Origin of the sequence: Buchnera aphidicola (Ceratovacuna keduensis) (assembly GCF_039372665.1) — a bacterium.
GTDB classification, from domain to species: Bacteria; Pseudomonadota; Gammaproteobacteria; order Enterobacterales; family Enterobacteriaceae; genus Buchnera_G; species Buchnera_G aphidicola_D.
In genome coordinates this window covers 210,772-236,455 of the sequence record NZ_CP134994.1, presented here as the reverse complement: position 1 = coordinate 236,455, position 25,684 = coordinate 210,772, and the positions used below count along the sequence as shown (strand labels likewise).

Here is a 25,684-nt window from a genome sequence, read left to right as displayed (position 1 = left end):
ATTTTAAAAATATTTTATATAATTTTAATTAATTAAAATATTTATTTTTAAAATAAAGTTAAAAATTTAATTTTATTTATTTCATATTTTTATTTTAAAACAATTATTATATTAATTTTATAAAAAAATTATTTAATAATATTTTTTATAAAAAATATTTAAATCCATTTTCTTCCATCTTTTTCAATTATTTTTTTAGATGAATTAGGTCCCCATGTACCTGATGAATATAATTCAATTTTTTTAGAAACTTTTTTCCAAATATTAATTATATTATCTATCCATTTCCAAGAATATTTTACTTCATCTATATGTACAAATAAAGATTGATCTCCTAATATACATGATAATAAAAGTTTTTCATAAGAATCAGGAATATTTTTTTTTTCGAAATTTTTTGAATATTTAAAGTACATTTTTGAACTTTTTAGTTTACATTTTTTTTTAAGACTTGGGATTTTGTTTAAAAATTTAAAATATATACTTTCATTTGGTTCTAAATATATAATTAATTTGTTATTAATTGAATTTGAAAATTTATTAAAAACTTTAGGTGTAGTATTTTTAAATACTATTACTATTTTAGAACATTTTTTAGGCAATCTTTTTCCAGTTCTTACATAGAAAGGAACTCCTTTCCACATTTTATTTTTTATTTCTATTTTTATAGCTACAAATGTTTCAGTATTACTATTTTTTTTTCCTAAAATTTCTGAATTATATGATGTTAATTTTATATTATCTATTTCTCCATAAGAATATTGTCCAATTGAAGTTTTTTTATGTATTTCATGTTTTTTTATAAAATTAAGTTTTTTTAATATTTTTATTTTTTCATTTCTTATATTTTTAGAATCTATTTTTTTTGGTTCTTTCATAGTTATTATACTTAATATTTGTAAAATATGATTTTGAACCATATCTTTAGTTTGTCCAGTCTTATTAAAGTATTTATTTCTACCTTCTATTCCTATTTTTTCTGCTACAGTTATTTGTACATGATCAATACTTTTATTGTTCCAATTATTATAAAATATTGAATTAGTGAATCTTAAATATAACAAATTTATTATAGTATCTTTTCCTAAATAATGATCTATTCTAAATATTTGAGATTCTTTGAAATATTTTCCTATTTTTTTATTTATTTTTTTAGATGTTATTAAAGAATCTCCTATTGGTTTTTCTAAAACTATTCTTGAATTTTCTAAATTTAAATTAAATTTATATAATCCTTTACATATTTTTTCATATGAATTTGAAGGTATTGCAAAATAATTAATTATAATTTTATTATTTTTTAATTTTTTTTTTAATTTATAAAAGTTTTTTGTATTATATACATCTAAATTACAAAAAATTAATCTTTTTTTAAAAATTTTCCATGTATTTTTATTTATTTTTTCTATTAAAAATTTTTTTAAAGATTTTTTAACAAACTTTAAAAAATTGTTTTTTTTCCATTTTGCTCTTCCAACTCCTATTATTTTTGTTTTTTTATCTAATATTTTTTTATTATCTAATTTATATAATGCTGGAAATAATTTTCTTTGTGATAAATCGCCTTTAGTTCCAAATATTACAAAATCATAATTATTACAGTTCATAAAATTTTTCCTACTTTTTATTAATTTTTCAAAACATTTTAATAATATTATAATTAATATATAATTATGTTTATTTTATTATATTTTTTTTAAAAATATTTTTTATATTTTTGTTTTTATTATATTTTAAAAAAAAATGTATTATGTAAATTATTTATTAATATTTAAAATATTTTATTAAATAAATTTAATATTTTTATTTTTAATATTTTAAAATTTTTTAATTATATATTCTATGTTTTATTTATTAAATAACACCATTTAATTTTATATGAAGGAATTATATTTTGAACAAATTAAAAAAAACTAAAATAATTGCTACTATGGGTCCTTCTACAAATAACATAAAAATTTTAGAAAAAATGATTATTAATGGAGTAAATGTATTTAGATTAAATTTTTCTCATGGAAATAAAACTGATCATTTAAAAAAAATTAAGATGATTTTTTATCTTAGAAATAAATTAAATTATAACATAGGAATTTTAGGAGATTTACAAGGACCAAAAATAAGAATATCTAAATTTAAAAATAACAAAATTTTTTTAAAAAAAAATAATATTTTTATATTAGATTATCGTTTAAAAAATAAATATGGAAACGAACATCATGTTGGTATAAATTATAAAAATTTATATAAGGATTTATCTAATGGAGACATTTTATTATTAGATGATGGAAAAATTTATTTAAAAGTAAAATATATAAAAATAAAAAAAATAGTTACAAAAGTTATTATAGGAGGAATTTTATTAAATAATAAAGGAATAAATAAATTAGGAGGAGGTTTGTCAGCTAAATCAATTACTAATAAAGATAAAAAAGATATAATTTTTTCTTCTAAAATAAATTTAGATTATTTAGCTGTATCTTTTCCTAAATCATATAAAGATATAAATATTGTAAGAAATTTAATTAATTCTTATGGAAGAGATATAAAAATAGTTGCAAAAATAGAAAGAGCAGAAGTTGTGAATAATTCTTATATAATGAACAAAATTATAAAAGCATCAGATGCTGTAATGGTAGCTAGAGGAGATTTAGGTGTAGAAATAAGTGAATCTAAAATAGCATTAGCTCAGAAAAAAATTGTTATAAATTCTATAAAACTAAATAAAATAATAATAATAGCTACACAAATGATGGAATCTATGATAAATAATCCATTTCCAACTAGAGCTGAAGTAATGGATGTATCTAATTCTATATTAGATGGTACAGATGCAGTTATGCTTTCAGCTGAAACTGCATCAGGTAAATATCCAGCAGAAACAGTTTTATGTATGAGCAAAATTTGTATAGAAGTTGAAAAATTTTTTAATAACAAAAAATTTAAAATATATTCTAATAAAAAAAAAAGTATTAATCAAATAATATCTTCTTCTGCTGTATATATTTCAAATAGTATAAAATCTGTTTCTGCTATAGTAAATATATATAAATCTAAGAAAAAATCTTTAATTTTTTCTAGAATATTTTCTAAAAATTTAATATTTTATTTTTCACATAATAAAAATATTTTAAATTATTTTACTTTATGTAAAGGAATAATGCCTATTTATTTAAAAAAAATAATTAATAAAAAAAATATAGAAAAAAAAGTTATTGTTTTTCTTTTAAAAAATAAATTTATAAAAAAAAATGATTTAATAGTATTTTTTAAAAAAAATAATAATATTAATATATTAAACAATTTTATAAAAATTTTAAAAGTGTAATATTATTATTTTTTTGTTTTAATATATAACTCTTTTAAAAATGATTTTTCTATTTTGTTAGGAGCATTTGTCATAATGCATGAAGATTTAGATGTTTTTGGAAATGCAATTATATTTTTTATATCTAAATTTTTTGTAATAATCATCATTATTCTATCTAGACCTAAAGCTATTCCTGAATGTGGAGGAGGTCCATATTTTAGTGCATTTAAAAAAAAACCAAATTTTTTTTTTTGATCTTTTTTAGATAAATTTATTATTTTAAATATTAATTTTTGCATTTTTAAATTATTTATTCTTACAGATCCTCCTCCTATTTCTTTTCCATTTATTATTAGATCATAAGATTTAGATAAAATTTTGTTTGGATATTTTTTTATTTTTTTTATAGATTTTGTTTTTGGTAATGTAAAAGGATGATGTACTGTAGAAAATTTTCCATTTTTATTTTTTTTAAACATTGGAAATTCTTTTATCCATATAGCTTTATAAGCATTTTTATCTATTAAGTTAAAATCATTAGAAATTTTTTTTATTATTTTTCCAAATATTTTATAAATATTTTTTTTGTTAGTAATAGAAATTATTATAATATCATTTTCTTTAACATTGTATAATTTAATTATTTTTTTTATTATTTTTTTATTAATTTCTATATTTTTATATATATTAATTTTATTAATGTTTTTTAAAATTTTTATAAAAAATACTTTATTAATATTGTATTTTTTTATAATATTTTTATAATATTTTATTTTTTTTAAAGATAAATTATTTTTTTTAGATATATATATTCCAATAATTTTATTATTGTTTTTTTTTAAAATATAATTTTTTTTAAATAATTTTGTTAATTCTATTATTTTTAATGGATTTCTTATGTCTGGACTATCTGTCCCGTATTTTTTAATTGATTTTTTATAAGTAATAGTTTTAATATTTTTAAATTTTATTTTACAAAATTTTTTAAAAATTTTATTTATTAAATTTTCAGAAATTTTTTTAATTTTTTTTTCATCTATAAAAGAAGCTTCTATATCTATTTGTGTAAATTCTGGTTGTCTATTTGATCTCGTGTCTTCATCTCTAAAACATTTAGCTATTTGATAATATTTATCGAATCCAGATATCATAAGTAATTGTTTAAATATTTGAGGAGATTGAGGTAATGCATAAAATTTTCCTATATGTTTTCTACTCGGTATTATATAATCTCTAGCACCTTCTGGTGTAGATTTGGTTATTATTGGTGTTTCTATATGTATAAAGTTATTTTTTTGCATAAATTTATGTATTAAATATATAATTTTACTTCTAATTATTAAATTTTTTTGCATATTTTCATTTCTTAAATCTAAATATCGATATTTTAATCTATTTTTTTCTTTATTTTTTTTTAATAAATCTATTGGAATATTTTTAGATTTGCTTAGAATATTTATTTTTTTTGCATGTACTTCTACATCTCCATTTATAATATTTTTATTTATATTTTTTTTAGATCTTTTATTTATTGTTCCTGATATTTGTACACAAAATCCATTTTTTAATTTTTTTATTTTTTTAAATTTTTTTATATTTTCTTTTTTAACTATTATTTGAGTTAATCCTGTTATATCTTTTATGTAAAAAAATAAAAAATGTCCAAAATTTTTTATTTTTTCTATCCATCCACATAAACATACTTTTTTTAATAAAAATTTTGTAGAAATATTTCTACAATATTCTGTTCTCATTTTTTTATATTCCTAAAACTTTAAAAAAATTAAAAATTTAAAATATTTTTATTATTAATATTATCTACTTCTAAATATTATTCTTCCTTTTTCTGTATCATATGGTGTCATTTCAATTGTAACTTTATCACCAGTAAGTATTCTTATATAATTTTTTCTCATTTTTCCAGATATATGTGCAATAATTTTATGTCCGTTTTCTAATTCTACTCTAAACATTGTGTTTGGAAGAGTTTCTATAACAGTTCCTTGTATTTCTATTTGTTTTTCTTTTATCATATTTTTTTCTTTTGTTTATATTAAATTTTTTATATTAGATAAATATTTTTCAGCATCTATAGCTGCCATACAACCAGAAGAAGATGCTGTTATTGCTTGTTTATATACATGATCAATTGCATCTCCTGCAGCAAATACTCCAGGATAACTAGTAGATGTAAAATTTCCATGTTTTCCAAAATTTGTTTTAATATATCCATTTTTCATTTTTAATTTTTTTTTAAATAAATTTGTTTGTGGAGTATATCCTATAGAAATAAATAGTCCGGAAATATAAATTATTCTACTTTTTTTAGTTTTATTAGATATTATTTTTACACTTTGTATGCTATTATTATTTCCGTATATTTTTTTTATTTCATAATTTAAATAAATTTTTATTTTTTTAGTTTTTGTTTTTTTTAATAATCTATCTAACAATATTTTTTCAGCTTTCCATGTATTTCTTCTATGTATTAAATATATTTTTTTTACAATTTTTGATAAATAAATTGCTTCTTCTATAGCAGAATTTCCACCACCTACTATTGCAACAATTTTATTTTTATAAAAAAAACCATCACATAAAGCACATGAAGAAATTCCTTTTCCAATAAATTTTTTTTCAGATTTTATTCCCAATTTTTTTGGTATTGATCCAGTTGCTATTATTAAAGAATATGATTTAAATATAGTATTTTCACAGATTAAAGTAATTATAGAATTATTAAAAATTACTTTTGTTATTTTTTTTTCATATATTTTAGTTCCAAATTTTTTTGCATGTTTATAAAAATTTTTCATTAGTTTTCTGCCACTTATTGAATTATATTGAGAAGGCCAATTCTCTATTTTTTCTGTTTTTAAAAGCTGACCCCCAACTTCTTCTCCTGTTATTAATATAGGAGATAAATTAGATCTAGATGCATATATTGATGCTGTATATCCAGCAGGTCCTGATCCTAATATTATTAAATTACTTTTTATTATTTTATTTTTCATTATTATTTTAATATTATTTTATAATATTATTATATTTTTTTTGTATATACTTTTAAAATATTATATTATAATTATATTTTATAAGTATACATAATTTAATATTTTTATATTATTAATTTTTATTTATTAAAAATTTTAATTTAATTTATATTTTATATAAATAATGTATACTTTAATTTAAAAAAATAATACTAATAAAATTACAATATGTTAGATATTACTATATTAAAAAATAATATTGATATATTTTATAAAAAATTGAAAAGAAGAGGTTTTATTTTAGATATAAATTATATTAATAATATTAATAAAGAAATAAAAAAAGTTAAGTTTGAAAAAGAAAATTTAGAACATTATAGAAATAAAACTTCTAAAAAAATTGGTTTTCTTAAATTATCTAATAAAAATTATAAAAATTTAAAAAAAGAGGTTATATATTATAATAAAATTTTATTAAAAAAAAAATTATATTTACATAAGTTAGAAAAAAAAATTTTAAAATATTATTACACAATACCTAATATACCTGATAAAGAAACTAAATTTGGTAAAAATTTTAAGGATAATTTTGAAGTTTATAAATGGGGTAATATAAAAAAATATGATTTTAAATTAAAAGATCATGTAGAACTTGGAAAAAAAAGAAAAAATTTGGATTTTTATAATTCTTCTAAAATATCTGGATCCAATTTTTTTATTTTAAAAGATAAATTATCATTATTATATAGATCGTTAAGTCAATTTATGTTAGATGTTCATGTAGAAAATCATAAATATATAGAAATTTATGTTCCTTATTTAGTACGAAAAAAATGTTTATATGGAACTGGTCAACTTCCTAAATTTTATAAAGATTTAATATATACAAAATGTAGTAAAGATAATGTTAAAAAAGATTTTAAAAAAGAAAAACTTTTTTTAATACCTACTTCAGAAGTTCCTTTAACCAATTTATTTATGAACGATGTTATAGAAGAAAATAAATTACCATTGTTTTTTGTTTCAAATACTCCATGTTTTAGAAATGAAACTACATCTTATGGTATTAAAAACAAAGGTTTAATAAGAACTAAACAATTTGATAAAGTAGAAATGGTTCAATTTGTTCATCCAGAAAAGTCAAATTATTATTTGGAAATTATTACTGAACATGCAGAAAAAATTTTAAAATTATTAAATCTTCCATATAGAAAAATGTCTATATGTACTAATGACATAGGTTTTTCTTCTTCAAAATCATATGATTTAGAAGTTTGGTTTCCATATCAAAAAAAATATGTAGAAATATCTTCTTGTTCTAATATGAAAGATTTTCAATCAAGAAGAATTAACATAAAATTTTTAGATAAAAATAAAAATAAGAGATATGTACATACTTTAAATGGTTCAGGATTAGCTGTTGGTAGAACTTTAGCTGCAATAATGGAAAATTATCAATGTAAAAATGGAAAAATAAAAATACCTAATATTTTAAAAAATCGATATATGAAAGGATTAGAATTTATATAATATAAAAAATATAAAATTTTTATTTTTATAAAATATTCTATTATTAAAATAATGTGTAAAATTTATAATTTTAGTGCTGGTCCATCTATATTACCAATAGATGTTATGAAAAAAGCTAATAAGGAATTTTTAAATTGGAAAAATTCAGGATCTTCTATAATAGAAATAAGTCATAGAAGCAAAATATTTATTTCAATGACAAAAAAAATAGAAAAAAATTTTAGAAATTTATTAAATATACCAAATAATTATAAAATTTTGTTTTTACATGGAGGAGCTAGAGGTCAATTTTCTGCTGTTCCAATGAATTTATTAAAAAGTTTTGATGAAGAAACAGATTACATAAATACTGGTTATTGGTCTATGAGTGCAGCTTTTGAAGCTATGAAATATTCTAAAACCAATATAATAGATGTAAAAAAAATTAAAAATAGAAAAAAACATATTTTAAAAATGTCTAAATGGAACATTAAAAATACATCTAAATATATTCATTATTGTCCTAATGAAACTATTGAGGGAATTGCTATACACGAAGAACCTAATTTCTATAAAAATTTAATAGTTGGAGATTTTTCTTCTTCTATATTGTCTAGAAAAATTAAAATACAAAATTATGATTTAATATATGCTAGCTCTCAAAAAAATATAGGTCCTTCTGGTATTACAATTTTAATAATAAAAAAAAAATTATTATTTAATAATAAAAATAAATATATTCCTTCTATTTTAGATTATTATATAAATTATAAAAATAATTCTATGTTTAATACACCTTCTACATTTTCATGGTATATGTCAGGTCTTATTTTTGATTGGATTTTAAAAAATGGAGGAATAGAAAAAATAGAAAAAAATAATTTTATAAAATCTAAATTATTATATGACACTATTGATAATTCTAATTTATATATAAATGATATACATTATTTAAATAGATCTATTATGAATGTTACATTTAGATTAAAACATAATAATTTAAATAAAAAATTTTTAGAAAAATCTGAAAAAGAAGGTCTTTTATATTTGAGAGGACATAGTTTATTTGGAGGTATGAGAGCTTCTATTTACAATGCAATGCCTATAGAAGGAGTAAAAAAATTATCAAATTTTATGATAAAATTTGAAAAAAAATTTGGATAATTATTTTTTTAATATGTAAATTTAGTTTAAATTTTTATAAAAATTTTATAGGAAATTTATGAAAAAAAAAATTACTATACATCCAATATTAAGAGTAAATGGAGAAATTGATTTACCTGGATCTAAGAGTATTTCTAATAGAGTATTACTTTTATCATCTTTATCTAATGGAAAAACTTTAATAAAAAATTTTTTGTTTAGTGAAGATACTGAACATATGATAATAGCTTTAAAAAAAATTGGATTTTTAATAGAATGTGATATAGTAAAAAACACTATACTAATAGTAGGTTCTAAAAAAAAATTTAATTTTAAAAAAAAAATTTCTATTTTTTTAGGAAATGCTGGAACTGCTATGAGACCATTAATTTCAATTTTTTCTTTATATAATAATAATGTAAAATTGTATGGAAATAGTAGAATGAATTGTAGGCCTATAAAACATTTAGTAGAAGCTTTAAGATATGGTGGAGCTAAAATAAAATATGAAAATATATATGGTTTTCCTCCAATAACTTTATTAGGAGGTTTTTCTGGAGGAAAAATTTATTTAAATGGAAAAATTTCTAGTCAATTTTTAACTTCTATATTAATTGCATCTCCTTTAGCAAAAAATAATACAGAAATTTTTATAAAAAAAAAATTAGTTTCAAAACCATATGTTAATATTACTATAAAATTAATGAAAATTTTTGGAATAAAAGTTTTTAATAAAAATTATTCTTATTTTAAAATTCATGGGAATCAAAATTACATTTCTCCAAAAATTTTTTTTGTAGAAGGAGATGCTTCTTCTGCATCTTATTTTTTAGCAGCTGCAGCTATAAAAGGAGGATCTGTAAAAGTAAATGGAATTGGTAAAAAAAGTATACAAGGAGATGTAAAATTTGTAAAAATTTTAAAAAAAATGGGATCTAATATAACAATTAATAAAAATAATATTATAGTTAAAAGAGGATTTTTAAAATCTATAGAATTAGATATGAATAATATGCCTGATGTTGCTATGACAGTTGCAATATTAGCTCTTTTTTCAAAAGGAAAAACAATTATAAAAAATATTTATAATTGGAGAGTTAAAGAAACTGATAGAATTAGTGCAATGTCATCAGAATTAAAAAAAATAGGAGCTATAATAAAAGAAGGAAAAGATTTTATAGAAATAAATCCTCCAGAAGAATTTATATCTTGTAATATAAAAACTTATGAAGATCATAGAATGGCTATGTGTTTTTCTTTAATAGCATTATCTGAAAAAAAAATAACTATTTTAAATCCTAATTGTGTAAATAAAACTTTTCCTGAATATTTTAAAAATCTTTTTTCTATAAGTTATTTTAAAAAATAATTTTTTTTATTTAATTTAATTTATAAAACATTTGAAACAAATATTTTTTTTGTTTATTAATTTAAAAATATTAAAATTAATAAATTATTTATTAATTTTATGAAATTTTTTGTTAGTTGCAAGACTATTGTTTTAGTGTTAATTTTAATATTGTTATAAAAATTTATGTTTAATATTTTAAATTATTTTAATTTTATAATTGTAAAAAATTTTGTAAAAAAAAAATATTAATATTTATATTAATAGAATTTAAATTTTTTTACAAAATTTTTAAAATTTTTATATATAAAAAAATATATAAATTTCATCTAATAAATAAGGAAAATAATTAGTAAAAAAAATATAACTATTTTTTGTAGGATACAAAATTTATGTTAAATAATATTAAAAATTTATAAAATATGAATGAATCATTTACAGAACTATTAGAAAAGTCTTTTAAAAATATTCAAACAAAACCAGGTTCTGTTATAATTGCAACTATAATGGATATAGAAAAAGATGCAGTTATAGTTGATGCAGGATTAAAATCTGAATCTAGAATATCAATAGATCAATTTAAAGATTACAATGGAAAATTAGATATAAAAATTGGTGATACTATAGAAGTAGTTTTAGACACTGTTGAAGATGGTTTTGGGGAAACAATATTATCTAGAGAAAAAGCTAAAAGAAAAGAATCTTGGAAAAAATTGGAAGAAGCTCATAAAAATGTTTCAAATGTACAAGGTACAATAAATGGAAAAGTAAAAGGTGGTTTTACGGTAGAGCTAAAAGAAATAAGAGCTTTTTTACCAGGGTCATTAGTTGACATTAGACCTGTTAAAGAAACAAACGATTTAGAAGGAAAAATATTAGATTTTAAGGTAATAAAATTGGATAAAAAAAGAAATAATGTAGTAGTTTCTAGAAAAGCAGTTATAGAATTTGAAAATGCTGAAGAAAGAAATAAGTTATTAAAAAATTTAAAAGAAGGAATTAATGTTAAAGGTATAGTTAAAAATTTAACAGATTATGGTGCTTTTGTAGATCTTGGTGGTGTAGATGGCCTTCTTCATATTACTGATATGGCATGGAAAAGAGTTAAACATCCTAATGAAATAGTAAAATTAGGAGAAAAAATAAAAATAAGAATTTTAAAATTTGATAAAAGTAAAATAAGAGTATCTTTAGGATTAAAACAATTAAGTAAAGATCCATGGACTAATGTTTCTAAAAAATATCCGGTAGGTACTAAAATATTAGGAAAAGTAACTAATTTAACTGATTATGGATGTTTTGTAGAAATAAAAGAAGGAGTAGAAGGTTTAGTTCATATTTCTGAAATGGATTGGAACAATAAAAATATACATCCTTCTAAAATAACAAATTTAAATAGTAATATAAAAGTTATGATATTAGATATAGATGAAGATAGAAGAAGAATATCTTTAGGTCTAAAACAATGTACAAAAAATCCATGGAAAATTTTTTCTAAAAAATATAAAAAAGGAGATTTTGTAGAAGGAAAAATAAAATCTATTACTGACTTTGGAATATTTGTTGGATTAACAGGAGATGTTGATGGATTAATTCATTTATCAGATATTTCTTGGTTTTCTTCTGGAGAAGAATCAGTAAAAAAATATAAAAAAAATAAAAAAATTACTGCTGTAGTTTTACAAGTTGATGTAGAAAGAGAAAGAATTTCATTAGGAATTAAACAACTAGAAGAAGATCCATTTCAAAAATATGTAAAAAAACACAAAAAAAAATCTATTGTTAAAGGTACAATTTATAAAATTGGAAAAAAAAAATTACATATAAATCTTTCTAAAGGAGTTAAAGCCATATTAAAATTAAATTCATTAAATAATTTTATAAGTAAAGATTCATTTTTAAAAACAAATTTTGGAAATAAGATTGAATCTATAATAGATAATTTAGATAAAAAAAATAGAATAGTTAATATATCTTTTACAGAAAATTTTTTAAAAAAAATAAAAAAAAATATTTTTTTAAAAAAAGATAAAAAAAATAAAAAATAAATTTTACGTTTTTAAAAATATGTTTTAATTATAAGATTTTAAAAAATTTTTTTAGAAAAAATATATAAAATTGTATTTATTAAATAATTTTGTGTTTTATATAAAATCTTCTCTAAGTTACTGATACAAAACAGTAACTTAGTTCAGATAATAAAAAATTAAGGTAAAAATATGCTAATATTGTGTAATTGGAAGTTAAATGGAAAAAAAAATATATTAAAAAAATTTTTTGTAGAACTTAATAATTTATGTATAAAATTTAAAATAAAAAGTAATATATCTATATCTCCTCCTATTATATATTTAAGTAAATTGTATGAAATATTAAAAGATATAAAAAGTAAAATAATACTTACATCTCAAAATGTAGATGTTCATATACAAGGAGCTTTTACTGGAGAAACTTCTGTTTATATGTTAAAAGAATTTAATGTAAAATATGTAATAGTAGGACATTCAGAAAGAAGAATTCATCATTTTGAAAGTGATGAAATTGTTTCTTCTAAATTTGATATTGTTAAAAAAAATGGTTTAATTCCTATATTATGTATAGGTGAGCATTTTCAAGAAAGTTTTGATAAATCTAAAATATTTATTAAAAATCAGATAGATTCAATTTTTATTAAAATTGGAAAAAAAGCTTTTAGAAACTCAATAATTGCTTATGAACCAGTGTGGGCTATAGGATCTGGTATTTCAGCAGATCCAAATTATGTAAATGATATTCATTTTTTAATAAAAAGTTATATTTGTAAAAAAGATAATTTTTTTAAAAACAATAATATTGTAGTACAATATGGAGGTTCTATATCAAAAAATAATGTATATAATTTTATTTCTAAAAAATATATAGATGGAATTTTAATTGGAGGAGCTTCTTTAGAAATAAAAACATTATTTCCGATAATAAAAATTATAGAAAAATTTTCAAAATAATTTTTTAGATAAATTCAACCAATAATGTGTTGAATTTTTCTTAATACAATTTAAAGATTTTTTTATACTATTATGTACTATTTTTTCATTTTTTATACCTATGCATCTTCCTGAAAATCCTTTTTTTAATATTTCTATAGCATAAGATCCCATTCTAGATGCTAAAACTCTATCGTAAACTACTGGTGTTCCACCTCTTTGAACATGTCCTAAAATTGTTGCTCTAGTTTCTTTATTAGTTTTCTTTTCTATATATTTAGCCAATGATTTTATATCATATAAATTTTCTGTAATAACTATTATATAATGTTTTTTACCATTTTTTATTTTTTTTAATATTTCAATTAATAATTGTTCTTTAGAAATTTTATTTTCTGGTATTACTAAAAATTCACAACCTCCAGCTATAGAAGATAATAAAGTTAAATCTCCACAATTTCTTCCCATAATTTCTACTAAAGAAATTCTTTTATGAGATGCTGATGTATCTCTTATTTTATCTATAGATTTTACTATTGTTTCTAAGGCTGTATAATATCCTATTGTATAATCTGTTCCAGAAACATCATTATCTATAGTACTAGGAATGCTGATACAAGAAATTCCCATTTCATTTAATTTTTGAGCACCTATATATGATCCATCACCTCCTATTACAATTAATGAATCTATATTTTTTTTTTTTAAATTTTTTACTGCAATATATCTATTTTTTTTTTCTTTAAATTCAGGAAATCTAGAAGAACCCAAAAATGTTCCTCCTTTGTTAATTATATCAGATACTATTATTCTATTTAATTTTTTTATTTTATTTTTATATAAACCTAAAAATCCATCTTTTATACCAAATATTTCTATTCCTAATTTTATTCCTGTTATTACTATTCCTCTTATAGCAGCATTCATACCCGGGGCATCCCCTCCGCTAGTTAATACCCCGATCTTTTTTATCATATTTTTTATAGTAACCTTTTTTTTGAAATTATATTTTTATTTTTTTTATAAATAAAAAAACTTTATTGGTTGTATATCATTATCAAATTCATATATAATTGGTCTTCCTGTAGGAATTTCTAATTTTAAAATATCTTTTTCATCAATATGATGTAAATATTTTATTAATGCTCTTAAAGAATTTCCATGAGCTATTATAATAATTTTTTTTTTTTTTTTTAGTTCAGGTAAAATAAATTTGTTCCAATATGGTAAAACTCTATTTATAGTACATTTTAAACTTTCTGCTCTAGGTATTATACTAGGTTCTAATTGAGAATATTTTGGGTCTTTTCCTGGAAAATCTTTATCTTGAAAATTAATTTTTGGAGGTATTATTTTATAACTTCTTCTCCATTCTTGCACTTTTTCTTTTCCATATTTTAATGAAACATCTTGTTTGTTTAATCCTTGCAAAGTTCCATAATGTCTTTCATTTAATCTCCATGATTTATGAACTGGTATCCACAATCTATCTATCTTTTTTAATATTATCCATGTAGTACATATTGCTCTTTTTAACAATGAAGTAAATGCTATATCAAAAATAAATTTTTTTTTTAGTAATAGTTCTGCTGCAAAATTAGCTTCTTTTTTACCCTTTTTTGAAAGTTTTATATCTTTCCATCCTGTAAATTTATTCAATTTATTCCAAACACTTTCACCGTGTCTTATTAAGACTAATTCTATTTTTTTCATACAATACTATCTTATTTTTATAATAAAACTATAATTATTTTTATATAATTTTTATAATAAACATTTTATAAAAAATTTTTTATTATATTTTTAATTTTACTACTATTTTTTATAAAAAACAATGTTCCTATATAACATATTTTTTATTTTATAATATTTTTGAAAAACATTATATTTTATTTTTTAAAACTATAGATTTTTTTTATAAATGTTTAGATATCTATAGTTTTTTTTATTTTTTAAACTTGAAGTATAACTCTAGAAAAATCTTCTAAAATATTTTTTATATTTTTAAGAAAATTTATTGAATTTTTACCATCTATTACTCTATGATCATAAGATAAAGATAAATATGTCATAGGTCTTATTTTTACTTTATTTTTTATTACTATAGGTCTGTTTTTAATTTCATGTATTCCTAATATAGCTGTTTGTGGATAGTTTATTATAGGAGTAGAAAATAATGATCCAAAAACACCTCCATTAGATATTGTAAAACTACCTGATGACATTTCTGATATCTTTAAATCATTTTTTTCTGCTTTTTTTTTTAAATTTATTATTTTTTTTTCTATTTCTTGCATACTCATAATATCTGCATTTTTTATGATTGGAGCTATTAGTCCTTTATTAGTAGATATAGCTATGTTGATATTATAACAATTATAATATGTAATTTTTTCTTCATCAATAGTAGTATTTATTTCTGGAAATTCTTTTAAAGATTCTATTACTGATTTTATAAAAAAAGACATAAATCCTAATTTTATTTTATACTTATATAAAAATTCTTTTTTATATTTATTTCTTATTTTAATTATTTTTTTCATATTAACTTCATTAAAAGTAGTTAACATTATTGCATTTTTTTTAGTTTTTCCAAGTCTTTCAGATATTTTTTTTCTTAAATTACTCATTGAAATAGTATAACTTTTTTTTATTTTTTCTTTTTTAGATATTTCAAAATTCTTATTTTTGTTTTTTTCTTCAAATATTTTATTTTTTTTGTGTTTTTCATTTATTATTTCTTTTATATCTTTTTTTGTTATTCTATTTTTTTTTACAATATTATTTATATTTTCTTTATTTATATTGTTTTCTGTAATTAATCTTCTTACAGAAGGAGAAATTTTTTTTTCAAATATTTTTTCATTTTTTTTAATAATATTTTCTATTTTTCCTAATATTTGTTTTGAATTTATATTAGATCCTTTTTTTTTATAAATTTTTTTTAAAATACCATCAGACGGTGATGATACTGACATTATTATTTTGTCTGTTTCTATTTCTAATATAGTTTCATTTTTTTTTATTTTTTCATATATTTTTTTTTTCCAACTTATTATAGTTGCATTAGTTACTGATTCAGGAAATTCTGGAGCATATATATTAATTATATTATCATTCATATTTTATTTTTTATCCTTTTAATATAAAGAATCTTTTATTATTTTTTCTTGTTCTTTTTTATGAGTTTTCATATATCCTGTAGCTGTAGAAGATGAAGATTTTCTACTAATGCATTTCAACAAAAAAGTTTTTGGAATCATTGTTTCTATATTGTTTTTTATAAAATACCATGCTCCTTGATTTTTAGGTTCTTCTTGAGACCATATAAAATTTTTAGAGTTTTTACATAAATTTAATATTTTTTTTATTTTTTTTTTAGGAAATGGATATAATCTTTCTATTCTTATTAATAATATTCTTTTTATATTATTTTTTTTTATCATGTCTTTTAGTTCATAATATATTTTGCCTGAACAAAAAATCATTTTTTCTATATTTTTATAACATTTTTTTTTTTTATAAATTATACTTTTAAATTTATTTAAATATATTTCTTTTAAAGAAGAAAAGGATCTGCAGTCTCTTAACATAGATTTAGGTGACATTATTATTAAAGGACAAATATTTTTACTATATATTTGATTATGTATAATATGATATATTTGACTAGAATTAGTAGGACAAACTATTTGAAAATTATTTTCTGAAGATAATTGTAAAAATCTTTCTAATCTAGAAGAAGAATGTTCAGGTCCTTGACCTTCATATCCATGTGGTAACATTATTATTAGTTTACATTTTTCTCCCCACTTTTTTTTTCCTGATGATATAAATTGATCTATTATTACTTGTGCTGAATTTACAAAATCTCCAAATTGTGCTTCCCATATATTAATTACTTTTTTTGATGATACAGAATATCCGTATTCAAAAGCAAGAACAGACTCTTCTGATAATGATGAATTCCATATACTAAAGTTACTTTTTTTTGTTAAATTAGATAAAGGTATATAATAATTTTTTTTTATTTGATCATATATAATAGCATGTCTTTGAAAAAAAGTTCCTCTAGCTACATCTTCACCAGACATTCTGCACGAAATTCCTTTTTTTAATAAAGTAGCTATAGATAAAGCTTCAGCTGCACTCCAATCAAATTTTATTTTTTCTTTAGACATTAATATTCTATTATCATATATTTTTTTAACTATTTTATGTAAATTTATATTTTTAGGTATAGTATTTATTTTTATAGATATTTTTTTTAGTTCTGAAAAATTAATTTTATTTTTTTTTATATATTTTTTTTTTTTATTTTTTTTTATAAAATTTTTTTTACAATTTTTTATATATAATTTTTTATATTTGTTATATCTTTTTTCAAGTAGTATATTATATTTTTTTTTTATTTTTTTTATATTTAATAAAGATATCTTATTTTTTTTTATTAATTTTTTTTCATATATTTTATATGAAGGTAAATGTTTTCTTATAATATTATACATATGAGGTTGAGTAGCACTTGGATCATCTGATTCATGATGTCCATATTTTCTATAAGATATAACATCTATAAATACATCTTTTTTAAATTTATTTAAAAATTTCATAGCTAAATTTATTACAAAAATTGCTTTTTCAGGAAAATCTGCATTTATATGAAATATTGGGCAAGAAATCATTTTTGATATATCTGTACAATATTTACTTGATCTCATTTCTGAAATTTTAGATGTAGTAAATCCTATTTGATTGTTTATTATAATATGAATTGATCCATTTGTTTTAAATCCTTTAGTTCTAGACATATTTAATGTTTCTTGTATTATTCCTTGACCACTGATAGATGCATCTCCATGTATTAATAAAGATAATATATTTTTTCTATTTTTTTTTTTTAAATTTTCTTCTAAATAAAATTTACTAGATCCTAAAACTACTGGATAAATAGATTCTAAATGAGAAGGATTGTTTTTTATTTCTAAATATATTTTTTCATTTTTTATAAAAATTTTTCTTTTATAACCTAAATGATATTTTACATCATCAATTTTATTTTTTTTATTTAATTTTATATCATCAAATTCACTAAATATTTTTTCTAATGGTTTTTTAAATATATTTCTAAGAACATTTATTCTACCTCTGTGAGCCATTCCTAAAATTATTCTATTTATGTTATTTTTTTTAGAATTTTTTATTATTTCTTTAATCATAGGTAAAATTATTTCAGATCCTTCTAAAGAAAATCTTTTTGATCCAGAAAATTTAAAATTTAAGTATTTTTCAAAATAATTTGTTTTTATTAAATCTTTTAGTAATTTTTTTCTATTTTTATTACTAAATTTATTTTTATTTTTTTTTTCTATATAATTTTTTATCCAATTTTTTTCTTTTTGAATTTCCATGTGCATATATTCTATTCCTATTGAATTTGTATATATTTTTTTCATTTTTTTATATATTTTTATATAATCTAATTCAATTTTTTTTTTAATATTATTTTTTTTTATAAGTATTTTATATTTTTTTTTAAAATATAAAAATTTTTTAATATTTTTCTTTTCCTTTTTTATCGGATTTGTTTTTGCTATAATATGACCATAAGATCTAAAATTAAATATAAGATTTTTTATATCATATTTTTTTATTATATTTTTTTTTTTGTTTTTATTATTAAATAAATTTTTAAAAAAAAATTTCCATTCTTTTTTTACTATAGATTTGTTTTTTAAGAATTTTAAAAAAATATTTTCTATATAATTTTTATTATATATATTTATACATTTTAAAATTTTTTCTATATATTTATATTTTTTCATTTTTTTATGTATTTTTTTTTGTAAAGTTATTAAATTGGATTATTAATATTAATAAAATTTGTATTTATATTATATTTCTTGTTTATCCATTCTCCTAATTTTTTTATTCCATCTATTTCTGTAGCATGATGACCAACTGAAAAAAAATGTATTTTATATTCATCTGAATAATGCATTGTTTCTTCTGAAACTTCTCCAGTTAAAAATGCATCTACTCCAAAATTTGCCGCTTCTACAATAAACTTTTGTCCTTTTCCACTACACCATGAAATTTTTTTAATATTTTTTTTTAAATTATTTTTATAATAAAAAGGTTTTCTAGAATATTTTTTTTTTATTTTATTTATTAAATTTTTTAAAGAAATACTTTTTTTAAAATTTCCCCATAATAAAAAATTATTAATTTTCCCTTTAATTTTTATTTTTAATTTTTTTGCAATTTGAACATTATTTCCAATATTTTTGTCAAAATCTAATGGAAAATGCCAACAATATAAATTTATATTATTGTTTAATAATAATTTTAATCTTTTTCTATTAATATTATTTATTATTCTTTTTTCATTTTTCCAAAACATTCCATGATGTACTATTATAGCATCAGCATTTTTTTGTATTGCTATTTTTATTAATTTTTTACATATACTAACTCCAGTTATTATTTTACATATTTTTCTTTTACCTTCTATTTGTAATCCATTAAATATATAATCTTTATATTTTTTTGAATTTAATTTTTTGTTTATTATTTTTTCTAAATATATATTATTCATATTATTTTAATTTTGTTAAAATGTTTGAAAAAAAATTAAATATATATATTATATTAAAACAAAAAAAAAAAAATATTAAACTAATTATATTTTTATGTAAAAAAAAGTTATTTTTTTAAATATTTTTTTTATAATATAAAAATAAAAAAAATAATTTTATATAAAAAAAATTGTTTTTATATAAAATTATTTAAAAAATATTTTATTTATTTTTTAAGGTAAAAATATGAAAAAAATTGGAATTTTTTTTGGTAGTGATACTGGTAATACAGAAAATGTTGCAAAAAAAATATTAAAAAAAATAAATTCTAAAAATGTTTTTTTACATGATATATCTAATTCTACAAAAAATATTTTAAATAAATATGAAATATTAATTTTAGGTGTTCCTACATGGTATTATGGAGAACTTCAATCTGATTGGGATGATTTTTTACCAATTTTAAAGAAAGTTAGTTTTAAAAATAAAATAGTTGCAATATTTGGATGTGGTGATCAAGAAGATTATTCAGAATATTTTTGTGATGCTATGTATAAAATATATAAAATTATTAAAAAGAATGGTGCTATATTAATAGGAAAATGGCCAATAAAAGGTTATAATTTTGAATCTTCTAAAGCTATATATGATAAAAAAAATTTTTTAGGATTAGTAATAGATGAAGATAGACAACCAAAAAAAAGTAAAATTAGAATAAAAATTTGGGTAAATAAAATATTGTCAGAAATAAAAAAAATATATAAAAAATAGAAATTATATTGTTATATAAAAAAAAATAAATTTTTATAATGTAGTATTATTTCTATTTTTTAGGAATAATACTACTTGATAAAAATTTATTTTAAATAATTTGTTTTTTATGTATCATACAAGCTAAATCTAATACTTTACTAGAATATCCTAATTCATTATCATACCAAGAAATTAATTTTGCAAAATTATTGTTTAATGATAAACCTGCTTTTTCATCAAATATTGATGTAAAAATGTTTCCATTAAAATCTGATGAAACTACTTGATCTTTTGTATAATATATTACATCATTCATTGTTTTTTTTGAATATTTTTTTATTATATTACAAATTTCTTTATAAGTAGCTGACTTTTTATATCTTACTGTTAAATCTACTACAGAAACGTTTGGTGTTGGAACTCTAAATGCTATTCCTGTTAATTTTCCATTTAGTTCTGGTATTACTTTTCCTACAGCAGCAGCTGCTCCAGTAGAAGATGGTATTATATTTTGCATTACACCTCTTCCGCCTCTCCAATCTTTTTTAGAAACTCCATCTACAGTTTTTTGAGTAGCTGTAGTTGCATGAACAGTAGTCATTAGACCTTCTATTATTTGAAGTTCATCATTTATAATTTTTGCTAAAGGAGCTAAACAATTAGTAGTACAAGATGCATTAGAAACTATATCTTCTCCATTATATTTTTCAAAATTAACTCCTTTTACAAACATAGGTATATCATCATTTGTTGGAGCTGTTATAACAACTTTTTTTGCTCCAGACAATATATGTTTATTTGCATCTTCTAAATTGCAAAATATTCCTGTAGATTCTATAACTACATCTACTAATAATTTTCCCCATGATAAATTTTCTGGATTTTTCTCTGAAGATATATGTATTTTTTTTTTATCTATTATTAATAAATTTTTTTTAACTTTAATATTTCTATTAAATTTTTTATGAGTAGAATCATATTTTAATAAATATTTTATATATTTTGCATCTAACAAATCATTTATTGCAACTACTTCTATATCTGGTCTATTTTGAGCTAATCTAAATACTAATCTTCCTATTCTTCCAAAACCATTTATTCCAATTCTTATTTTCATATTTTTACCATAAAAAACATATATTTTAAAATTTAATAAAATATTTTATTATAAATAATTATATATAGTAAACATTTTTATTATAAATATAGTTATAACATTATATTTTTTTTATTTGACAAATGCAAAGTTAATAAAAAATATTTTATGAAAATATTTTTAATATTAAATTTTATATATATTTAAAAAATAATTTTATAATATAATTTATATAATTAAAATATATAAAAAATTTATTTTAAATAAATAAATTTATATAAATTTATTTATTTTTATGTTAAAACTTTTTTATTAAAATAAAATATTTATATTAAAAGTTAAAAAAATGAAAAAAATAGTATATATATCTTTACCTAATAAAAATATAATAAAAGTTTTAAAAATTAATAATAATATGTCATTTAAAACTTTACAAAATGTAAAAATATCTGGAAACATTCAACCTATACATATATTAAATAAAAAAAAAATTTTATATGTTGGAGTTAGAAAAAAAAATAAAATATTAATGTTTAATATATTAAAAGATGGAACTTTAAAAAAAAAAATTAGTATAAATATAAAATATCCTTCTAATCATATTAATATAAATTTAAAATATAAATTGTTGTTTAGTAGTTCTTTTCATGGAAATTGTTTAGAATTATATAAAATAAATAAATATTATGTTCCTTACAAAAAATTTAATACTTTTTTAAATATATATGGATGTCATTTTTCATTAGTTACTAAAGATGATAATTTTCTTTTTTTTACTTCTTTAAAAAAAGACAGACTTTATTATTTAAAAATGTCTAATTTATATAATATAAAAAAAAATTTGATTTCATATATAAAAGTTGGAAAAAATTTTGGTCCTAGACATTTTGTAATTCATAAAAATAAAAAATTTATATATATAATAAATGAATTAAATGGAACTATATCTACTATAAAAATTAAAAAAAAAATAAAAATATTGCAAAATATAAGTTTATTTCCAAATAAAAAAAAAAAATTTTGGTCTTCAGAAATAGAAATAACTCCATGTAATAAATATTTATATGCTTCTGATAGAAAAAAAAATGTTATAATATCTTTTAAAATTAAAAAAAAAAATTGTAATTTAAAATTTTTAAAATGTTATAAAACTGAATGTCAACCAAGAACGTTTAGAATAGATTCTTCTGGAAATTATTTAATAGTGGCAGGAGAAAAATCAAATAATATAACATTATATAAAATAAATAAAAAAAACGGTGATTTAACATTTTTAATAAAAAATTTTTTTGTTGGAGGAAATCCAGTTTGGATAAATTTTTTTGATTTATAAATATTTTTATTAAAAATTTTATAAAAAAAAATATGATTGTGTTATCAATATTTTTTGAAAAACACAATCTTATTAAAAATAAATATATTTATTTATATACTGGATATTTTTTACATAAAATTTTTACTTTATTTTTTATATTTTTAACAATTTCTATATTTTTTTTATTTTTTATTATTTTTATAATCCATTTTGATATTTTTTTAGATTCTTTTTCTTTAAATCCTCTTCTTGTAATTGCAGGAGTTCCTATTCTTATACCCGATGTAATAAAATGATTTAATTTATCATCTGGTATACTATTTTTATTTACTATTATATTAGCTTTTGATAAAATATTTTCTATTTCTATTCCAGTAGAATTATTTTTTCTTAAATCTATCATAAATAAATGATTAAAAGATTTTTTAAATACTATATTAAATTTTTCTTTTTTAAATTGATTTATCATAATATTAACATTTTTTATTATTTGTATTTGATATTTTTTAAAATTATTGCTCATAGCTTCTTTAAATGATATAGCTTTAGCTAAAATAACATGCATTAATGGTCCCCCTTGAGTTCCTGGAAACACAGACATATCTATTTTTTTTAAAATATTTTTATCCTTAATATTAGACATTATAATACCTCCTCTAGGACCACCTAAAGTCTTATGAGTAGTACTAGTTACTATATGTGCATATGGAATTGGGTTTTTATATAAACCAGCTAATATAAGACCTGCTATATGAGATATGTCTACTAATAAATATGCTTTTATTTTATCAGCAATATTTCTCATTTTTTTCCAATTGCAATTTCCTGAATATGAAGAAAATCCTCCTACTATCATTTTTGGTTTATATTTAATAGCAATTCTTTCTAATTCTAAATAGTTTATTTCTCCTAAATTATTTGTTTTATAATATATAAAATTATATAATTTTCCTGAAAAATTTACTTTAGAACCATGTGTTAAGTGTCCTCCATGAGATAGTTTCATTCCTAAAACAGTATCACCTTTATTTAAAACAGATAAATAAGCTGCAAAATTTGCTTGTGATCCAGAATGTGGTTGTACATTGACATATTTTACTTTAAACAATTTTTTTGCTCTATATATAGCTATTTTTTCTATTTCATCCATATATTTACATCCAGCATAATATCTATTTTTTATATTTCCTTCAGCATATTTATTAGTAAAAATAGTTCCTTGAGCATCTAAAACTGCTTTACTTGCATAATTTTCTGATGCTATTAAAGTTATTTGATTTTCTTGTCTTTCTTTTTCTTTATTTAATATATCTAAAATTTTTTTATCATTGTTAATATTATTATTTATATTAAACATATTTTTTCCTATATTAATAAAAAAAAAATATAAAATTATTTATTTTATTTAAATAAATTATGAATTTTTTTTATAAGATTTTTATAACAATATTTTTTTTGTATTTTGTTATTTAAGTTTTTAAAAGTATAGTAATTATTTTTTATCTCTTTTTTTCCTATAAATAAAATAGTTTTTACATTATTTTTGTTAGATTTACTAAGTTTTTTTTTTAATTTTTCATTAGAAAGATTTAAAAATATTTTTAATTTTGGAAATTTTTTTCTTATTTTTTCTGATATCATTAAAGATTTTAAAATTGATTTTTTTTCTAAAGATATTATTTCTATATCTATTATATTTTTATTGAGATTATTTTTTTTTAACATATTCATTAATATCATTAATCTTTCTATTCCTATTGCAAATCCAAATGCAGGTATACATTCATTATTTAATGAATATGATAATTTATCGTAACGTCCTCCAGCACATATTGTTTGTTGTGATTTTAATTTTTTATTTTTCCATTCAAAAACTGTATCATTATAATAATTTAAACCTCTTACTAAATTTTTATTAATATAATATTTTACTTTAAATTTTTTTAGATAATTTGTTAAATTTTTAAATCTTAATAATGATTTTTTACTTAAATTATCAAATAATTTAGGAGAATTTTTTAACATTTTTTTTATATAGTAATTATTACTTTCAAAAAGTCTAAAAGGATTTTTTTTATAATTTTTTTTATAATATTTTTTTATAATATTTTTTTTATCTTTTAAAAAATTATTTAATTTTTTTTTATATTTTTTTCTATCTTTTTTAGATCCTATAGAATTTATTTCTAAATTTAAATAATTTAAAATTCCTAAAAATTTCCATATTTTTCTTGTTATTAAAATTATTTCTAATTCTATATATATATCTTTTATTCCTATTGTTTCTACACCAAATTGATGAAATTCTCTATATCTTCCTTTTTGTGTATTTTCGTGTCTAAACATTTGACCAAAATACCATAATTTTTGTGTTTTATTTTTATATAATAAATTATTTTCTATTATTGATCTCATACATCCAGAAGTTCCTTCAGGTCTTAAAGTAATTTCTTTATTATTTTTATCAATGAATGAATACATTTCTTTTTCTATAATATCAGTGTTATTTCCTATAGACATTTTAAAAAGTTCAGTACTTTCTATTATTGGAGTTTTTATTTCTTCATAACAATATTTTTTTAATATACTTTTACAAACTTTTATTAAATAATTATATAAAAATAATTTATTATCTATATAATCATTCATTCCTTTTATAGATTTTATATTTTTTTTCAT

The 25,684-nt window shown here is 18.1% G+C and carries 20 protein-coding genes; 8 read left to right on the top strand and 12 right to left on the bottom strand.

What is annotated here, in order from left to right:
- Positions 1-158 precede the first annotated feature (158 nt).
- Positions 159-1,607, bottom strand: a complete 1,449-nt coding sequence (gene zwf, locus RJK19_RS01070; protein ID WP_343183873.1) for a glucose-6-phosphate dehydrogenase — start codon at positions 1,605-1,607, stop codon at positions 159-161.
- Between the two features lie 287 nt (positions 1,608-1,894).
- Between zwf and pyk the strand changes: the two genes are divergently transcribed.
- Positions 1,895-3,325, top strand: a complete 1,431-nt coding sequence (gene pyk / locus RJK19_RS01065; protein ID WP_343183872.1) for a pyruvate kinase — start codon at positions 1,895-1,897, stop codon at positions 3,323-3,325.
- A 5-nt stretch (positions 3,326-3,330) separates the two neighbouring features.
- Here pyk and aspS read toward each other — a convergent pair whose 3' ends face one another.
- From aspS to trxB, 3 genes are read right to left on the bottom strand one after another with little or no spacing between them, the layout of a single operon-like run.
- A complete protein-coding gene (gene aspS / locus RJK19_RS01060; protein WP_343183871.1) occupies positions 3,331-5,061 on the bottom strand; it encodes an aspartate--tRNA ligase in 1,731 nt (576 codons plus the stop codon).
- Between the two features lie 60 nt (positions 5,062-5,121).
- On the bottom strand, positions 5,122-5,340 hold the full coding sequence (gene infA, locus RJK19_RS01055) for a translation initiation factor IF-1 (RefSeq protein WP_343154588.1): 219 nt from the start codon (positions 5,338-5,340) through the stop codon (positions 5,122-5,124).
- Between the two features lie 15 nt (positions 5,341-5,355).
- Positions 5,356-6,321 (bottom strand): thioredoxin-disulfide reductase, encoded by a 966-nt coding sequence (trxB, locus tag RJK19_RS01050; RefSeq protein ID WP_343183870.1) that lies wholly within the window; start codon positions 6,319-6,321, stop codon positions 5,356-5,358.
- Between the two features lie 207 nt (positions 6,322-6,528).
- Here trxB and serS point away from each other — a divergent pair, with 207 nt between their 5' ends.
- The 5 genes from serS to tpiA all read left to right on the top strand — a co-directional run bounded on the left by serS (position 6,529) and on the right by tpiA (position 13,284).
- Positions 6,529-7,830, top strand: coding sequence for a serine--tRNA ligase (gene serS / locus RJK19_RS01045; protein WP_343183869.1), 1,302 nt, complete (start codon positions 6,529-6,531; stop codon positions 7,828-7,830).
- A 51-nt stretch (positions 7,831-7,881) separates the two neighbouring features.
- Positions 7,882-8,973, top strand: a complete 1,092-nt coding sequence (serC, locus tag RJK19_RS01040) for a 3-phosphoserine/phosphohydroxythreonine transaminase (RefSeq protein WP_343183868.1) — start codon at positions 7,882-7,884, stop codon at positions 8,971-8,973.
- Between the two features lie 58 nt (positions 8,974-9,031).
- Positions 9,032-10,321: a 3-phosphoshikimate 1-carboxyvinyltransferase gene (gene aroA / locus RJK19_RS01035; protein ID WP_343183867.1), complete on the top strand. Its 1,290-nt coding sequence runs from the start codon at positions 9,032-9,034 to the stop codon at positions 10,319-10,321.
- A gap of 401 nt (positions 10,322-10,722) precedes the next feature.
- The gene (rpsA, locus tag RJK19_RS01030; RefSeq protein ID WP_343183866.1) at positions 10,723-12,348 is read left to right on the top strand and encodes a 30S ribosomal protein S1; all 1,626 of its coding nucleotides are present in this window, start codon (positions 10,723-10,725) and stop codon (positions 12,346-12,348) included.
- Positions 12,349-12,519: 171 nt separating this feature from the next.
- Positions 12,520-13,284, top strand: coding sequence for a triose-phosphate isomerase (gene tpiA, locus RJK19_RS01025; protein WP_343183865.1), 765 nt, complete (start codon positions 12,520-12,522; stop codon positions 13,282-13,284).
- Here the strand turns inward: tpiA and pfkA are convergent.
- The 5 genes from pfkA to RJK19_RS01000 form a co-directional block, all read right to left on the bottom strand.
- Positions 13,276-14,238, bottom strand: coding sequence for a 6-phosphofructokinase (gene pfkA, locus RJK19_RS01020; RefSeq protein WP_343183864.1), 963 nt, complete (start codon positions 14,236-14,238; stop codon positions 13,276-13,278). The genes tpiA and pfkA overlap by 9 nt on opposite strands.
- A gap of 45 nt (positions 14,239-14,283) precedes the next feature.
- The gene (gpmA, locus tag RJK19_RS01015) at positions 14,284-14,976 is read right to left on the bottom strand and encodes a 2,3-diphosphoglycerate-dependent phosphoglycerate mutase (RefSeq protein ID WP_343183863.1); all 693 of its coding nucleotides are present in this window, start codon (positions 14,974-14,976) and stop codon (positions 14,284-14,286) included.
- Between the two features lie 239 nt (positions 14,977-15,215).
- Positions 15,216-16,385 (bottom strand): dihydrolipoyllysine-residue succinyltransferase, encoded by a 1,170-nt coding sequence (gene sucB, locus RJK19_RS01010; RefSeq protein ID WP_343183862.1) that lies wholly within the window; start codon positions 16,383-16,385, stop codon positions 15,216-15,218.
- Positions 16,386-16,403: 18 nt separating this feature from the next.
- Positions 16,404-19,088, bottom strand: a complete 2,685-nt coding sequence (locus RJK19_RS01005; RefSeq protein ID WP_343183861.1) for a 2-oxoglutarate dehydrogenase E1 component — start codon at positions 19,086-19,088, stop codon at positions 16,404-16,406.
- Between the two features lie 29 nt (positions 19,089-19,117).
- Positions 19,118-19,861: a Nif3-like dinuclear metal center hexameric protein gene (locus RJK19_RS01000; RefSeq protein WP_343183860.1), complete on the bottom strand. Its 744-nt coding sequence runs from the start codon at positions 19,859-19,861 to the stop codon at positions 19,118-19,120.
- A 226-nt stretch (positions 19,862-20,087) separates the two neighbouring features.
- On the opposite strand from RJK19_RS01000, the gene fldA reads away from it, so the two are divergent.
- On the top strand, positions 20,088-20,612 hold the full coding sequence (fldA, locus tag RJK19_RS00995) for a flavodoxin FldA (RefSeq protein ID WP_343183859.1): 525 nt from the start codon (positions 20,088-20,090) through the stop codon (positions 20,610-20,612).
- 91 nt (positions 20,613-20,703) lie between these two features.
- Here the strand turns inward: fldA and gap are convergent, their stop codons facing one another.
- A complete protein-coding gene (gene gap / locus RJK19_RS00990) occupies positions 20,704-21,711 on the bottom strand; it encodes a type I glyceraldehyde-3-phosphate dehydrogenase (protein WP_343183858.1) in 1,008 nt (335 codons plus the stop codon).
- Between the two features lie 325 nt (positions 21,712-22,036).
- Here gap and RJK19_RS00985 point away from each other — a divergent pair, with 325 nt between their 5' ends.
- Positions 22,037-23,023, top strand: a complete 987-nt coding sequence (locus RJK19_RS00985) for a beta-propeller fold lactonase family protein (protein ID WP_343183857.1) — start codon at positions 22,037-22,039, stop codon at positions 23,021-23,023.
- An 88-nt stretch (positions 23,024-23,111) separates the two neighbouring features.
- On the opposite strand, the gene glyA is transcribed toward RJK19_RS00985, so the two are convergent.
- Together glyA and hisS are read right to left on the bottom strand one after the other, a co-directional pair.
- Positions 23,112-24,362 (bottom strand): serine hydroxymethyltransferase, encoded by a 1,251-nt coding sequence (glyA, locus tag RJK19_RS00980; protein ID WP_343183856.1) that lies wholly within the window; start codon positions 24,360-24,362, stop codon positions 23,112-23,114.
- 44 nt (positions 24,363-24,406) lie between these two features.
- Positions 24,407-25,684: a histidine--tRNA ligase gene (gene hisS / locus RJK19_RS00975; protein ID WP_343183855.1), complete on the bottom strand. Its 1,278-nt coding sequence runs from the start codon at positions 25,682-25,684 to the stop codon at positions 24,407-24,409.

Excerpts from the sequence above, each read along its gene's own strand:
- gpmA (WP_343183863.1), bottom strand. The coding sequence starts at position 14,976 with ATGAAAAAAATAGAATTAGTCTTAATAAGACACGGTGAAAGTGTTTGG.
- hisS (WP_343183855.1), bottom strand. The coding sequence starts at position 25,684 with ATGAAAAAAAATATAAAATCTATAAAAGGAATGAATGATTATATAGAT.
- aroA (WP_343183867.1), top strand. The coding sequence starts at position 9,032 with ATGAAAAAAAAAATTACTATACATCCAATATTAAGAGTAAATGGAGAA.
- tpiA (WP_343183865.1), top strand. The coding sequence starts at position 12,520 with ATGCTAATATTGTGTAATTGGAAGTTAAATGGAAAAAAAAATATATTA.
- aspS (WP_343183871.1), bottom strand. The coding sequence starts at position 5,061 with ATGAGAACAGAATATTGTAGAAATATTTCTACAAAATTTTTATTAAAA.
- infA (WP_343154588.1), bottom strand. The coding sequence starts at position 5,340 with ATGATAAAAGAAAAACAAATAGAAATACAAGGAACTGTTATAGAAACT.
- pfkA (WP_343183864.1), bottom strand. The coding sequence starts at position 14,238 with ATGATAAAAAAGATCGGGGTATTAACTAGCGGAGGGGATGCCCCGGGT.
- fldA (WP_343183859.1), top strand. The coding sequence starts at position 20,088 with ATGAAAAAAATTGGAATTTTTTTTGGTAGTGATACTGGTAATACAGAA.
- RJK19_RS01000 (WP_343183860.1), bottom strand. The coding sequence starts at position 19,861 with ATGAATAATATATATTTAGAAAAAATAATAAACAAAAAATTAAATTCA.
- gap (WP_343183858.1), bottom strand. The coding sequence starts at position 21,711 with ATGAAAATAAGAATTGGAATAAATGGTTTTGGAAGAATAGGAAGATTA.
- trxB (WP_343183870.1), bottom strand. The coding sequence starts at position 6,321 with ATGAAAAATAAAATAATAAAAAGTAATTTAATAATATTAGGATCAGGA.
- glyA (WP_343183856.1), bottom strand. The coding sequence starts at position 24,362 with ATGTTTAATATAAATAATAATATTAACAATGATAAAAAAATTTTAGAT.
- RJK19_RS01005 (WP_343183861.1), bottom strand. The coding sequence starts at position 19,088 with ATGAAAAAATATAAATATATAGAAAAAATTTTAAAATGTATAAATATA.
- serS (WP_343183869.1), top strand. The coding sequence starts at position 6,529 with ATGTTAGATATTACTATATTAAAAAATAATATTGATATATTTTATAAA.
- RJK19_RS00985 (WP_343183857.1), top strand. The coding sequence starts at position 22,037 with ATGAAAAAAATAGTATATATATCTTTACCTAATAAAAATATAATAAAA.
- sucB (WP_343183862.1), bottom strand. The coding sequence starts at position 16,385 with ATGAATGATAATATAATTAATATATATGCTCCAGAATTTCCTGAATCA.
- zwf (WP_343183873.1), bottom strand. The coding sequence starts at position 1,607 with ATGAACTGTAATAATTATGATTTTGTAATATTTGGAACTAAAGGCGAT.
- serC (WP_343183868.1), top strand. The coding sequence starts at position 7,882 with ATGTGTAAAATTTATAATTTTAGTGCTGGTCCATCTATATTACCAATA.
- rpsA (WP_343183866.1), top strand. The coding sequence starts at position 10,723 with ATGAATGAATCATTTACAGAACTATTAGAAAAGTCTTTTAAAAATATT.